Raw genomic sequence first — 12,841 nt, 5'->3', positions numbered from 1 at the left:
GGTCCCGGATCAAGTCCGGGACCGCGGCCCAATCTCATTTATCGGAACGGCTTTAGCTGCGCGTGATCCAGCCACCACCGAAAACGCGCGTCCCAGTCGGGTCGTAAAATACGCATGCTTGGCCTGGGCTCACGCCTTCCTCGGCCACGATCAACTCGACTTCTGCTGTTGTTGGCCCGGTTGGGCGAATGATCGCATCCTTTGGCGGGCGCGTGGACCGCACCTTAACACCCATTGACCACTCAGACTGGCTGTCGAACGGGGCATCTCCGAGCCAATTGACCTCTTTGATCGGAACAATGCGCGTGGCCAGCATTTCTTTTGGGCCGACAACGACATGGCGTTTGTCGACGTCGAGTTTGACTACGTAAAGCGGCTCATCCAAGCCGCCGATCCCCAGCCCGCGACGTTGACCGATGGTGTAGTGGATGACGCCTTTATGATTGCCCAGGACGCGCCCGTCGGCATGCACGATCTCACCCGGATCGGCCGCGCCGGGGCGCAGTTTCTCGATCACGGCGGCGTAGTTGCCATTTGGCACAAAGCAGATGTCTTGCGAATCTGGTTTGTCCGCGACGGGTAGACCGTATTTGGCCGCAAGCGCCCGCGTTTCAGCCTTGGATTTCAGGTGTCCGAGCGGAAAACGCAGAAAATCCAACTGTTCTGAAGTTGTTGAAAAAAGGAAGTAACTCTGGTCTCGCGTGTGATCGGCAGCCATGTGCAATTCGGCGCCGGCAGGTCCCATTTCCCGCTGAATATAATGGCCTGTGGCCATGCAGTCGGCGTCCAGATCTTTGGCCGTTTCCAGAAGATCCTTGAACTTTACCCGCTCATTGCAGCGGATGCACGGCACAGGTGTTGCGCCTGCCAGATAGCTGTCGGCAAACTCGTCGATCACCGCGTCTTTGAATATATTTTCATAATCAAGGACATAGTGAGGGAAGTTCATCTCCTCGGCCACGCGGCGCGCATCGTGGATATCGCGACCTGCACAGCAGGCACCTTTCTTGGCCAAGGCAGCGCCATGGTCATAAAGCTGCAGCGTGACACCAACAACATCATAGCCTTCGGATTTCAGCTGCGCGGCCACAACGGACGAATCCACGCCGCCCGACATCGCCACAACCACCCGCGTTTCCGCGGGAGTTTTGGCAAATCCTAATGAATTCAGGGTCTTTTGGTCGTCCAGCGCCATGCCTGCGGCCCTCCAAGGCTGCGTGAGAGGTTGAAATATAGGAAAATGCGAAACACTCACAAGGGGCCGTTTCAGATGGCGTTAAGCAGCAATCCCTTTGATGCCGATCAGTTTTGGCAATCAGGGGTGATTGGAATGTTTTTGAAGAAGGTCGACGGTCCCCGAACCGTCACGCTGCCGGATGGCAGCAGCATGTCCCGCGCGGACCTGCCACCGGTCAATACAACCCGGTGGGTGGCAAGCCGCAAGGCCGCTGTGATCAAGGGTGTCGCTGCGGGTCTAATCACGCGCGCGGAGGCCTGCCAGATGTATGCGATCAGCGAAGAGGAACTCGAAAGCTGGTTCGCTGCCGTCCGCCGCCACGGAGAGAAGGCTTTGAAAACAACAGCCTTGAAACAATTCAGACAACCATAAGTTGTGGTGATAAACACGCGTTTATGGTAACCAGCGGTTAACCAATGCACGTCAGGGTGGTGACAGACGGCAATGATGAGGATCTGACCATGCGCGTTCTGTTGGTAGAAGACGACCCAACCACGTCAAAGAGCATCGAGTTGATGCTGACACACGCAAATCTGAACGTGTATGCGACAGACCTTGGTGAGGAAGGCATCGACCTTGCCAAGCTGTATGACTACGACCTGATCCTTCTGGATCTGAACCTGCCGGACATGAACGGGCACGAGGTGCTGCGCCAACTGCGGTTGAGCAAGATCGAAACACCGATCCTCATCTTGTCCGGTGACGGCGACACGGAAAGCAAGATCAAGGGCTTTGGCTTTGGTGCGGATGACTACATGACCAAGCCGTTCCATCGCGAAGAACTTGTCGCCCGCATCCATGCCATCATCCGCCGGTCCAAAGGGCACGCACAATCCATCATCCGCACGGGGCAGGTTGCAGTGAACCTGGATGCCAAGACCGTTGAGGTGGACGGCAAGGCCGTGCATCTGACCGGCAAAGAATACCAGATGCTTGAACTTCTGAGCCTGCGCAAAGGGACGACGCTGACCAAGGAAATGTTCCTAAATCACTTGTATGGCGGTATGGATGAGCCAGAGCTCAAGATCATCGATGTATTCATTTGCAAGCTGCGCAAGAAACTCTCGGCGGCCACGAACGGGGAAAACCATATCGAGACTGTCTGGGGGCGCGGGTATGTTCTGCGCGATCCGGACCCGCGGCATGACACGAGCCCGGTGCTGGCTGCGACGGCCTAAGACGACCAAACACTTGCGGATGTCAAACCACGCGCGGTTATCTGAGCCGCGCGTTTCCGTATCCCGGTCGAAGCGATTTAAACGCTAGACACTGCATGAAACGTCGCCCGAGGGTCGGCTTCGACTGGACGGCACCCCAAGGCTTTTCTATCTCTCATGGACAGATGAACTGGTTGGTCGCCGCATTTATTGGGTGAGGCGCGATCTGCGCCTTCGCAGGCCTTGGGGGAAACATGAGCAAAGACGTCGCTGAATTATCCCTTGAAGACGCGCGCGCGGAACTCGCACAGTTGGCCGCCAAACTGAACCGCGCAAATGATGCCTATCACACAGAAGACGCGCCCGAGATTTCAGATGCTGAGTACGACAGCCTGAAACGCCGGAACGCGGCCATCGAGGCGGCGTTTCCAGAGCTGAAGCGCGACGATAGCCCCAGTGATCAGATCGGCGCACCGGTCAATGAGGCTTTCGGCAAGATCACCCATGCCGTGCGGATGATGTCATTGTCGAACGCGTTCAACGATCAGGATGTGCTTGATTTCGACGCGTCAATCCGGCGCTATCTGGGTTTGGATGATCAATCCGCCTTGGCCTATACAGCAGAGCCCAAGATTGACGGCCTCTCGCTGTCAATCCGCTATGAGGGTGGGAAACTGATCTATGCGGCCACCCGTGGTGATGGATCGGTGGGCGAGGATGTGACCGCAAATGCCCGCACGATTGACGACATACCGACCGAACTGACCGACGCGCCAGATGTGCTCGAGGTGCGCGGCGAGGTCTACATGGCGCATGAAGACTTTGAAGCCCTGAACGCGCGACAGGTTGAAAAGGGCGCCAAAACCTTTGCCAACCCGCGCAATGCAGCCGCCGGATCGCTGCGCCAGCTTGATCCCAAAATCACAGCCGAACGACCGCTTCGCTATTTTGCCTACGCATGGGGCGAGGTGTCAGAGCCGTTGGCAGACACTCAGACCGGGGCGTTAGAGCGACTGAAGTCGCTCGGGTTCTCAACCAATCCTGTGACGCGGACCTGCGCGACGCCTCAAGACGCATTGGATCATTACAGCGAAATCGAGCAACGCCGCGCGACCTTGGGCTATGATATCGATGGCGTCGTTTACAAGGTCGACGACCTCGCGCTTCAAGCGCGGCTTGGGTTCCGGTCCACCACGCCCCGTTGGGCCATTGCGCATAAATTCCCAGCCGAATTGGCCTGGACGCGGCTCGAAGCCATCGACATTCAGGTGGGCCGCACAGGCGCGCTGAGCCCCGTCGCCCGGTTGCAGCCGGTGACCGTGGGTGGCGTCGTTGTGTCGAACGCGACGCTTCACAATCAGGATTATATCGAAGGTCGCGACAACACCGGTGCCGCGATCCGCGAGGGCAAGGATATTCGCGTTGGCGACTGGGTTCAGGTCTATCGCGCGGGCGATGTGATCCCAAAGGTTGCCGATGTGGATTTGTCCAAACGACCGGCGGACGCTGAACCCTACCAATTCCCAACCCATTGCCCGGAGTGCGGATCAGAGGCGATCCGCGAACCGGGCGATGCCATCCACCGATGCACGGGTGGTTTGATTTGTCCGGCGCAAGCAGTTGAGAAACTGAAGCACTTCGTGGCGCGTGGCGCGTTCGATATCGAAGGTCTCGGCGCAAAACAGGTCGAGATGTTTTACAACGATGACCAGTTGCCGGTGCGCGAGCCGTCGGAAATCTTCACGCTTGCTGCCCGTGATGCGCAAAACCTGTCGAAGCTCGCCAATCGAGACGGGTGGGGCACGACGAGTGCCAGCAACCTGTTTCAGGCAATTGAGGACCGACGCACAATTGGATTGGCACAGTTGATCTTTTCGCTGGGTATTCGGCATGTGGGCGATACTTCGGCCAAATTGCTGGCCCGACATTTCGGGACGTGGGAGGCGTTTGCCGACGCCATGGATGCTGCCGCTGCCGAACCTGCGATGCAAAGCGAAGGGGCCAACAAAGCAGACCTAGCGGCAAGCCCGGCCTGGCAGGACCTGCTGGGTGTGGATGGCGTGGGTGCGGTCATGGCGAATTCTGTCGTGACGACAATGGCGCAGGATCGCGAGCGCGCCTCGATTGACCGCCTGATTTCAGAATTGACGGTAGAGGCCGAGGCGGCACCAACGACAGACGGAAGTCCCGTGGCAGGCAAGACGGTTGTCTTCACCGGCACGTTAGAGCGTATGACCCGCGCGGAAGCCAAGGCGCGGGCCGAGGCGCTCGGGGCCAAGGTCTCAGGTTCGGTCAGTGCCAAGACAGATATTGTCGTGGCGGGGCCGGGTGCCGGGTCAAAGGCCAAGAAGGCACAGGAATTGGGGATCGAGATGATGGACGAGGATTCCTGGCTCGATCTGATTGGCGGATGATCGGTGGCTGGACGTCCTGAAATCCTGTTTCCACTGTTCGGGACACTGGACAGCCTTCCGGGGATCGGTCCGAAAACGGCCGAGAACCTTGCCCATATCGGTATCGAAAAGCCGCGTGATCTGGTGTTTCACCTGCCACATACCGTGATCGACCGCCGTCCTGTGCCCACGGTGCAGGGGCAAATCCTTCCTGCGACATTGACCGTTGAGGTGACTGTAGGCCGCCATGTCCCCGCACGGCGCAAAGGCGCGCCGACGCGGATTTTTGTCGAAGATGCGCAAACCACCTTTCAACTGGTCTATTTTCATGCCCGTGGGGATTACCTGACCAAGCTGCTGCCAGAGGGATCGCGGCGTCTGATCTCGGGCCGGGTCGAGCTTTTCGATGGAGAAGCGCAGATGACCCATCCCGATCATGTGATCCCGGTGGATGAGGCGCATGATCTGCCGCGGTTCGAACCCGTCTATCCGGCGACCGCAGGCGTCACGCAAAAGGCGCTGTCCAAGGGCGTCAGCGGGGCTTTGGACCGATTGCCCGCGTTGGAGGAATGGATTGATCCGGCGCTGAAGGCTCAGCATGGATGGTCGGATTTCAACGACGCCATCCGCGCGGCACATGCGCCAGAAGGCGATGATCAAGCGCAAGCCATCCATCCGACGCGACAGCGGCTGGCCTATGATGAGCTATTTGCGCATCAGTTGACGTTGGCCATTGCACGACAGGCCGCGCGCAAAGGCGCGGGGCGGCCGACTGTGGGTGATGGAACACTCCGTCAGGCCTGTTTGGCAGCGCTGCCCTATGCGCCGACCGGGGCGCAATCACGGGCGGTTGACGAGATCGCAGAAGATATGGCCGCCCCCACGCGCATGAACCGCCTCTTGCAGGGGGACGTGGGCGCAGGCAAGACCTTGGTCGCTTTCCTTGCCTTGCTGACAGTTGTCGAAGCGGGCGGGCAGGGGGTGCTGATGGCCCCAACAGAAATCCTTGCGCGGCAGCATCTGGAAAGCCTTGGCCCAATGGCAGCAGATGTCGGTGTGCGGCTGGAAATCCTGACAGGGCGCGACAAGGGCGCAGAGCGTGAGGCGAAACTGGCTGCTCTGGCCAATGGTGACATTCAGATTCTTGTCGGCACCCACGCCCTTTTTCAGCGCGGCGTGGAGTTTCGGGACCTGAGGCTGGCCATCATCGACGAACAACATCGTTTTGGCGTGAACCAACGGCTTGAGCTTGGTGCCAAAGGCGGTGCCACCGACGTGCTGGTCATGACCGCAACTCCGATCCCGCGCAGTCTGAGCCTTGCGCAATATGGCGATATGGACGTGTCGATCCTCGACGAAAAACCGCCGGGGCGCAGCGCGATCAAGACATCGGCTATCCCGATGGCGCGGATGGATGACGTGGTGGCGCGCATGCAGGCAGCCGTGGCCGAAGGGCGTCAGGCCTATTGGGTCTGTCCGCTGGTTGAAGAGTCCGAAGTCATGGACATGACCGCCGCCGAAGAGCGATTTAAGCGGTTGCGCGCGGTTCTGGGTGAAGGTGTCGTGGGCTTGGTCCACGGGCAGATGCCGCCATCTGACAAAGACGCGGCCATGGCAAAATTCGCCGCCGGAGAAACCAGTGTGCTGGTTGCCACCACGGTGATCGAGGTGGGCGTAAACGTCCCTAACGCCACGATCATGGTCATCGAGCGGGCTGAAAGCTTTGGACTCGCGCAGCTGCACCAGTTGCGTGGACGTGTCGGACGTGGATCGCAGGCCTCGACCTGTTTGCTGATCTATCAGCCGCCGCTGTCCGAGGGTGGCGAGCGGCGTTTGCGCATTATGCGCGAAACCGAGGATGGCTTTCGCATCGCCGAAGAGGATTTGGCCATTCGTGGCGCCGGTGATCTGATTGGTACCGCGCAATCCGGTCTACCAAGGTTTCAGATTGCTGATCTGGAGCGACAATCCGGACTGATGGAAACCGCACAGCGCGATGCGCGCAAACTCTTGGCGGATGATCCGACCTTGGGGTCGGATCGGGGGCAGGCGGCGCGTGTTCTGCTGTGGTTGATGGAACAGGACAAAGCGATCCGTTTGATTTCAGTGGGTTAGCCTGCTTCTCGCCGGGCGAAGAACAAAAAGTTCACATTTGTTCTCAAAAAGTTCTTTACCCAGCGTTCTCGATGTGAGAACAAAGTGTCAACAGATGGTTAATGGCTGCACCAAGGACCATCACCCCAAGAACACAAGTAGAACACCATGAAACGCACTTCGCCGACAAACGCCGTGACCCGTATGTTTAGCCTGCTCGGCGATTTCGCTGGGGCGATGGCATTGGTGGCCATGCTCTATGTTGGTCTTCTTCTTCCCGGTATGGTCTGAACCTTCAGTTTCTGCCTGCGGTCCAAATTCCGAACATCGTCTGCTTCTGTCCCCTCGTAAGTCAGACTTTCTGTCCAACGCAGTGACTTGCCTCTCACTGCCTGCTGTTCGGGCCCGATTGGATACGCACACTATGCGCCGCCATCCCTGCCAGGATGCGCGGCGCTTTTTTTCATTGTGACCCCAGAGGGGCGCAATCAAACCCGGACTTGATCCGGGGTCTCGCTTTGTAGGTAGTAGGACTGCCCGTTCCGGGCCTGACCCGGGAGCTCGACCGACTTGGTGTCGCTCCTGCTGTTCGAGGTCCCGGATCAAGTCCGGGGCGTGAACGATCTTAAGCGCAATCCGCTTGCTGGGCTTGGGTCATTGCTTCAACGCTCGCCTCCAGTGTCAACAAGATCGACGCATGGCGGTTCTTGTAATCGGCGGCCGGTTTCAACACTTCTAACCCGTCAAAAGGGGCAGCGGGCACCTCACCACCGGCAAGCATCGCCTTCATCTCATCCCGCGCTTGTGTGACTTCTGGCAGGGACCGCCCTGTGATCGCACCACCGACAACCGACGCCGCGGCTTGGCCCAATGCGCAGGCCTTCACGTCCTGCCCAAAGCGCGTCACGACACCGTTCTCGACGTCCAGATCAACGGTCACCGTGGATCCGCATAGCGGTGAGCGTTTTTTGACCGAGGCCATCGGCGCGTCCAACCGGCCCAGATGCGGAATATCAGACGCAAGCTGCAGAATGCGGCCAGAGTAGAGTTTGATGAGATCTGTTTCGGCTGTCACGGTTGCGGCTCCCTTGTCAGGCGTAGATATAGGCGTCTGACGCTGATGCAAAGGATACGCGTGATGTTTGATGTCGCAACCCTGCGGTTCAACGACCAAGGTCTCATTCCCGCGATTGCGCAGGCCGAGGATGGCGAGGTCCTGATGATGGCCTGGATGAACGCCGAAAGCCTGAAAGAAACGCTGGAAACCCGGCAGGTGACCTATTGGTCGCGCTCGCGTCAGGCGTTTTGGCGCAAGGGCGAGACATCTGGCCATCGCCAGACGTTGATTGACCTGCGGATTGATTGCGACCGCGACTGCATTTTGATGATCGTGGATCAGGTAGGCGCTGCGTGCCATACCAACCGGCGCAACTGTTTCTATACGGCCATTCGCGACGGCGAAGAGGTCGAGTTGATGAAGCCGATGAGCTAAAGACCAACCATTCCGCGGATATCCTGCGGCGTTGCGCCATCCTCGCGATACTTTGAAATTGCCCGCGCATCGTCGCGTTTGGCGAGCCGTTTGCCTAAGTCATCCCGGATCAGGTTATGATGGTGATAGGTCACAGACTGCAGACCCATCTCCCATTGAAGGAAACGCTGTAGAAACGAGGCCTCGAACAGATCCGCACCACGGATCACATGCGTGATGTCTGTCATGGCGTCGTCAAGGACCACCGCGAAATGGTAGCTGGCCGCCATGTTCGGGCGCGCCAGGATTGGATCACCCACGCGCGTCAGAAGGTGGTCGGCGGTCACCTCGTATTCCCCGGCATAGAGAGGGCCTGTCTCTGTGAAGGCGGGCATTTTATCGGGGCCGCGCACTCTTTTTGACAGGTCGTAGCGCAGGGCGTCAGACGGCGTTCGGTCTGCGTAGGCGCGCCCGCGGCAGGTGCCGGGGTAGATGCGCCCGTCGGGGCCGAACTCTGGCACGCCCTCCTGCGGGGCCGAGGCGGCGGCGGCGATATCGGCGCGGCTGCATTTGCAAGGATAAACCGCGCCATAACTTGCGAGGCTGTCCAACGTCGTGCGGTATAGATCGAAGTTTTCAGACTGACGCACCACAGGTCCGTCCCATTTTATGCCCAGCCACTCCAGATCTTGGTAGATCAGGTCCTCCCATTCGCGGCGCGCCCGGCTCTGGTCCAGATCGTCGATGCGCAGCAAAAACTCACCACCTGCCGCGCGCGCCATGTCATGGGCGAGGATTGCCGAGTAGGCATGACCCAGATGCAGCGGCCCTGTCGGCGAGGGCGCGAACCGTGTGCGCATCACAACCGTCGCAGGATAGTCACGTCTGATCCCATGCCTTTTTCTGGCAGGTGCGGACCGTGGTCTCGGGAGATGACTTCTAGCAAACCGTTTGCCACCAGTCGCTCCAGCTCGGCGTCATAGGTTCCCATTTTCAGGCTGGGATCATTGAATGAGACGGCGAGGTATCCTCCTGTCGTCAGGTGATGCGCCAAAAGGGCGAGGGTGGCCGGTGGCGCAGCACCGGCTGACACCACGCCTGCGGCCACGACGGCCTGATGTGTGCCTGACTCGAATGCGATGGCACCGGCGTCACCCAAAACCACGTCTCGATAGACGCCGCGTGTGTGGGCGTGATCCAGCATTTCGGGTGAGATGTCGGTCCCATCCACGGTTTGGAAGCCAGCTTCGGCTAGCGCCAGACCCGATAGACCCGTGCCGCAGCCGAAGTCCAGAATGGCCGCATCCTTTGGAATTTGTGTTGCGGCAAGCGCAGCTGCGATCCGCTGTGGCGTCACATAACCGGACTTTAGAACGTCCTCGTCATAGGTATTTGCCCAGTCGCGATAGATCGACTGGGTTTCTTCCACGGTGTGTTCGACCCAGAGGTCTTGGGTCCAGCTGTCGTTGTCTGCCATATCCCAACGCTAGTCGAACAGCCCTGTGGGTCAAGCCGCCGCGCGCTGACCCAACCAGGATGAAAAATCCACCTTGGCGCGGTCGGTATAGGCTTTGTAGCGGTCCTTGCGCCCGCGGCGCCCACCTTTGAGCCCTGACACAGGCGGGAACAGGCCAAAGTTCACGTTCATCGGCTGAAATGTCTTGGCCTCTGCGCCGCCAGTGATGTGCGTGATCAGTGCTCCCATGGCGGTCGTATTGGGTGGAGTATCCAATTCGCCGCCTAGGATCTCCGCCGCTGCCAAGCGACCTGCCAAAAGGCCCATGGCGGCGCTCTCCACATACCCTTCAACGCCCGTGATCTGTCCTGCAAACCTGAGATTTGGCTTTGATTTCAGGCGCATCTGGCCGTCAAGCAATGTGGGGGAGTTAATAAAGGTGTTGCGGTGGATGCCGCCAAGGCGCGCAAAACTTGCATTCTCAAGCCCGGGGATCATGCGCAACACTTCTTTCTGCGCGCCATACTTCATCTTGGTTTGAAAACCTACGATGTTATACAGCGTTCCCAGTGCGTTATCGCGGCGCAGCTGAACCACTGCGTGAGCCTTGATGTCGGGTTGGTGTGGATTGGTCAGACCCACGGGCTTCATCGGTCCGTGGCGCAGGGTCTCGCGTCCGCGCTCGGCCATGACCTCAATTGGCAAGCAACCGTCAAAGTAGCCTGCGGTTTCGCCTTCTTTGAATTCGGTTTTGTCGGCTGCCAAAAGCGCGTCGATGAAGGCCTCGTACTGATCGCGGTCCATAGGGCAGTTGAGGTAGGCTGTGCGCTCTTCCTCTGTGTCACCTTTGTCATAGCGCGACTGCATCCATGCCTTCGACATATCAATCGAGTCGAAATAGATGATCGGCGCGATGGCATCGAAGAAAGCCAGCGCCTCGGCTCCGGTTTCTGCTGCAATCGCTTCGGCAAGCGCGCCGGAGGTCAATGGGCCGGTGGCAATGATCCATTGCCCATCGTCAGGAAGGCCAGTGATTTCAGAGCCTTGAATGGTGATGTTCGGGTGTTCAGATAGCTGTGCTGTCACGGCCTCAGCAAAAGGATCGCGATCTACGGCCAACGCGCCACCAGCAGGAAGACGGTGTTTGTCGGCCATCTCCATGATTAGACCCCCGGCTGCGCGCATTTCCCAGTGCAGCAGGCCAACAGCATTCTGCTCATCATCATCCGAGCGGAACGAGTTGGAGCAAACCATTTCTGCCAAATGGCCCGTGCGGTGCGCGAAGGTCCCGACCTTGGGGCGCATCTCGTGGATCACGACCTGAACGCCCATGTTCGCGGCCTGCCATGCGGCCTCTGATCCGGCCATTCCGCCGCCGATGATGTTCAATACCTTTGCCATGATGGCGGATTTAGGGCCAATCGGGGCTGATGCCTAGTCCTGATCCCAATTCGGCGCGCGTTTCTCGATGAACGCTGCGACACCTTCGGCTGTGTCGCGGTCTGCCATGTTTTCGACCATGACGGCGCCTGTGTAGTCGTAGGCCTGCGCCAACGGCATTTCGATCTGTTTGTAGAACGCTTGCTTGCCGATTTTCACGGCTGTGCCCAGCTTGCCTGCAATCTGTTCTGCCAAGGCCAGAGTGTCATCAGCAAGGCTATCAGGGTCGCTCACGCGATTGATCAGGCCCAGTTCGCGCGCGCGTTCGGCATCAATAAAATCGCCGGTTGTCAGCAATTCAAACGCTTGTTTGCGGGAGATATTGCGGGAAAGGGCGACCATTGGGGTCGAGCAGAACAGGCCGATATTGACGCCGTTGACGCCAAATCGTGTGCTTTCGGCGGCAACGGCGAGATCGCATGACGCAACCAACTGACAACCTGCCGCTGTCGCGATGCCGTGGACCTGAGCGATCACGGGTTGAGGCTGGGCCGGGATCATCTGCATGAACGTTGCGCAGCGATCAAACAGGTCCTCCCATGCGGCGCGGCCACCGTCGGATTCGGCGCGTTTGGCCTCCATCTGTTTCAGGTCATGCCCGGCGCAGAAGGCTTTGCCAGCGCCTTCGATGATGATCGCTCGGCAGGTTGTCGTCTCCCGCAATTCGGTAAGCGTGTTTGTCAGAGCCGCCAACATCTCGTCTGAGAGCGCGTTCAGCCGCTCTGGCGCGTTCATAGTAAGCCGCGTGACCGCGCCAATGTCGTTACGTTCTAGAATTGCCATCTTGCACCCTGATTTGCTTGGTCGCAGCCTATGCGGACTAGAGAGGGCAGGCAATCATGACACCGGTAATGGATATTCCCGCGCTGACGCAGTTTTTGGCGGATGTGTTTCCGCAGGTTTGCGATGATTTCGCGGTGGAAGAGATCACGGATGATGGAATCGTCATCAGGCTCAACGTGGCCGAACGCCATTTGCGGCCCGGCGGCACGGTCAGTGGCCCGTCGATGTTCGGTCTGGCGGATGTGGCTGTGTACCTTGCAGTGCTCAGTCGCATTGGACCAAAGGCATTGGCTGTGACGACCAACTGTTCGATTGATTTCATGCGTAAACCAGCTGCCGGCGTCGACCTGATTGCCGATTGCAAGCTTCTTAAGTTGGGGCGCGTGCTTGCTGTGGGGGACGCGTTGATCTTTTCCGAAGGTATGGATCAGCCTGTCTGCCGCGCGACACTGACCTACTCGATTCCGCCAAAGTGATCTGAACAAAAAAGGCGGGGCATAACACCCCGCCAGTCAGGAAGCGGCAAAGCCACGGTTCCATGAGCTTGGGACAGCTCGGGGAAGAGAGAACCTTAGCCTTGCCAGAAAGGCCGCCGCGCTTCGCGCTCGGCGTCCTCGGGGGAGATTCCGATATCGCGCAACAAGTGTGAGTCTAGATCGCGCAGATCTTGACGTGATCGGTACAATTGCGCCCATTGTGTCAATACGACTGCCGCGTAAAGAAAGATCGTTGCCGCGAAAGGCAGTTTTGCCTGCTTGTTCAGGGTAATCAGCAAGTTTGTGTTGAGGGTTTGCGTGGTCATTTTAGGAC

Annotated in this window: 14 protein-coding genes; 7 read left to right on the top strand and 7 right to left on the bottom strand. The window is 58.7% G+C overall.

What is annotated here, in order from left to right; all coding sequences use genetic code 11:
• Positions 1-52 precede the first annotated feature (52 nt).
• Positions 53-1,195 (bottom strand): tRNA 2-thiouridine(34) synthase MnmA, encoded by a 1,143-nt coding sequence (gene mnmA / locus FE702_RS04265; protein WP_147125031.1) that lies wholly within the window; start codon positions 1,193-1,195, stop codon positions 53-55.
• Between the two features lie 135 nt (positions 1,196-1,330).
• Between mnmA and sciP the strand changes: the two genes are divergently transcribed.
• The 5 genes from sciP to FE702_RS18845 all read left to right on the top strand — a co-directional run bounded on the left by sciP (position 1,331) and on the right by FE702_RS18845 (position 7,172).
• On the top strand, positions 1,331-1,609 hold the full coding sequence (sciP, locus tag FE702_RS04260) for a CtrA inhibitor SciP (RefSeq protein WP_147125030.1): 279 nt from the start codon (positions 1,331-1,333) through the stop codon (positions 1,607-1,609).
• An 89-nt stretch (positions 1,610-1,698) separates the two neighbouring features.
• Positions 1,699-2,415, top strand: coding sequence for a response regulator transcription factor CtrA (ctrA, locus tag FE702_RS04255; protein ID WP_147126122.1), 717 nt, complete (start codon positions 1,699-1,701; stop codon positions 2,413-2,415).
• Between the two features lie 233 nt (positions 2,416-2,648).
• On the top strand, positions 2,649-4,808 hold the full coding sequence (gene ligA / locus FE702_RS04250; protein WP_147125029.1) for an NAD-dependent DNA ligase LigA: 2,160 nt from the start codon (positions 2,649-2,651) through the stop codon (positions 4,806-4,808).
• A gap of 3 nt (positions 4,809-4,811) precedes the next feature.
• On the top strand, positions 4,812-6,902 hold the full coding sequence (recG, locus tag FE702_RS04245; RefSeq protein ID WP_147125028.1) for an ATP-dependent DNA helicase RecG: 2,091 nt from the start codon (positions 4,812-4,814) through the stop codon (positions 6,900-6,902).
• 147 nt (positions 6,903-7,049) lie between these two features.
• Positions 7,050-7,172, top strand: a complete 123-nt coding sequence (locus FE702_RS18845) for a hypothetical protein (protein WP_255449582.1) — start codon at positions 7,050-7,052, stop codon at positions 7,170-7,172.
• 334 nt (positions 7,173-7,506) lie between these two features.
• Here the strand turns inward: FE702_RS18845 and FE702_RS04240 are convergent, their stop codons facing one another.
• Positions 7,507-7,956: an iron-sulfur cluster assembly scaffold protein gene (locus FE702_RS04240; protein ID WP_147125027.1), complete on the bottom strand. Its 450-nt coding sequence runs from the start codon at positions 7,954-7,956 to the stop codon at positions 7,507-7,509.
• 45 nt (positions 7,957-8,001) lie between these two features.
• Between FE702_RS04240 and hisI the strand changes: the two genes are divergently transcribed.
• On the top strand, positions 8,002-8,373 hold the full coding sequence (gene hisI / locus FE702_RS04235) for a phosphoribosyl-AMP cyclohydrolase (RefSeq protein WP_147125026.1): 372 nt from the start codon (positions 8,002-8,004) through the stop codon (positions 8,371-8,373).
• Here hisI and gluQRS read toward each other — a convergent pair.
• The 4 genes from gluQRS to FE702_RS04215 are packed head-to-tail and all read right to left on the bottom strand — an operon-like array spanning position 8,370 to position 12,031.
• Positions 8,370-9,212, bottom strand: a complete 843-nt coding sequence (gluQRS, locus tag FE702_RS04230) for a tRNA glutamyl-Q(34) synthetase GluQRS (protein WP_147125025.1) — start codon at positions 9,210-9,212, stop codon at positions 8,370-8,372. The genes hisI and gluQRS overlap by 4 nt on opposite strands.
• Positions 9,212-9,829, bottom strand: coding sequence for a class I SAM-dependent DNA methyltransferase (locus FE702_RS04225; RefSeq protein ID WP_147125024.1), 618 nt, complete (start codon positions 9,827-9,829; stop codon positions 9,212-9,214). The genes gluQRS and FE702_RS04225 overlap by 1 nt, the downstream gene beginning before the upstream one ends.
• Positions 9,830-9,859: 30 nt before the next feature.
• On the bottom strand, positions 9,860-11,209 hold the full coding sequence (trmFO, locus tag FE702_RS04220; RefSeq protein WP_147125023.1) for a methylenetetrahydrofolate--tRNA-(uracil(54)-C(5))-methyltransferase (FADH(2)-oxidizing) TrmFO: 1,350 nt from the start codon (positions 11,207-11,209) through the stop codon (positions 9,860-9,862).
• A gap of 33 nt (positions 11,210-11,242) precedes the next feature.
• Positions 11,243-12,031 carry an enoyl-CoA hydratase gene (locus tag FE702_RS04215; protein ID WP_147125022.1) on the bottom strand — a complete coding sequence of 263 codons (789 nt, stop codon included), beginning with the start codon at positions 12,029-12,031 and terminating at the stop codon, positions 11,243-11,245.
• Between the two features lie 56 nt (positions 12,032-12,087).
• Here FE702_RS04215 and FE702_RS04210 point away from each other — a divergent pair, with 56 nt between their 5' ends.
• Entirely contained in the window at positions 12,088-12,507 is a 420-nt protein-coding gene (locus FE702_RS04210; RefSeq protein ID WP_147125021.1) for a PaaI family thioesterase, read from the top strand.
• Positions 12,508-12,602: 95 nt separating this feature from the next.
• Here the strand turns inward: FE702_RS04210 and FE702_RS04205 are convergent, their stop codons facing one another.
• Positions 12,603-12,833 (bottom strand): DUF1127 domain-containing protein, encoded by a 231-nt coding sequence (locus FE702_RS04205; protein ID WP_255449581.1) that lies wholly within the window; start codon positions 12,831-12,833, stop codon positions 12,603-12,605.
• Between the last annotated feature and the right edge of the window lie 8 nt (positions 12,834-12,841).

This window comes from Shimia ponticola, from assembly GCF_007995215.1.
In the GTDB taxonomy this organism is placed as follows: Bacteria; Pseudomonadota; Alphaproteobacteria; order Rhodobacterales; family Rhodobacteraceae; genus Shimia_B; species Shimia_B ponticola.
The sequence above is the reverse complement of the archived record's forward strand: the minus strand, read 5'-3'. Positions and strand labels throughout refer to the sequence as shown.

Bases quoted from the DNA above. Each gene is read 5' to 3' on its own strand.
- FE702_RS04205 (WP_255449581.1), bottom strand. From the start codon at position 12,833: ATGACCACGCAAACCCTCAACACAAACTTGCTGATTACCCTGAACAAG.
- ligA (WP_147125029.1), top strand. From the start codon at position 2,649: ATGAGCAAAGACGTCGCTGAATTATCCCTTGAAGACGCGCGCGCGGAA.
- trmFO (WP_147125023.1), bottom strand. From the start codon at position 11,209: ATGGCAAAGGTATTGAACATCATCGGCGGCGGAATGGCCGGATCAGAG.
- sciP (WP_147125030.1), top strand. From the start codon at position 1,331: ATGTTTTTGAAGAAGGTCGACGGTCCCCGAACCGTCACGCTGCCGGAT.
- FE702_RS04210 (WP_147125021.1), top strand. From the start codon at position 12,088: ATGACACCGGTAATGGATATTCCCGCGCTGACGCAGTTTTTGGCGGAT.
- gluQRS (WP_147125025.1), bottom strand. From the start codon at position 9,212: ATGCGCACACGGTTCGCGCCCTCGCCGACAGGGCCGCTGCATCTGGGT.
- ctrA (WP_147126122.1), top strand. From the start codon at position 1,699: ATGCGCGTTCTGTTGGTAGAAGACGACCCAACCACGTCAAAGAGCATC.
- FE702_RS18845 (WP_255449582.1), top strand. From the start codon at position 7,050: ATGAAACGCACTTCGCCGACAAACGCCGTGACCCGTATGTTTAGCCTG.
- FE702_RS04225 (WP_147125024.1), bottom strand. From the start codon at position 9,829: ATGGCAGACAACGACAGCTGGACCCAAGACCTCTGGGTCGAACACACC.
- hisI (WP_147125026.1), top strand. From the start codon at position 8,002: ATGCAAAGGATACGCGTGATGTTTGATGTCGCAACCCTGCGGTTCAAC.
- mnmA (WP_147125031.1), bottom strand. From the start codon at position 1,195: ATGGCGCTGGACGACCAAAAGACCCTGAATTCATTAGGATTTGCCAAA.
- FE702_RS04215 (WP_147125022.1), bottom strand. From the start codon at position 12,031: ATGGCAATTCTAGAACGTAACGACATTGGCGCGGTCACGCGGCTTACT.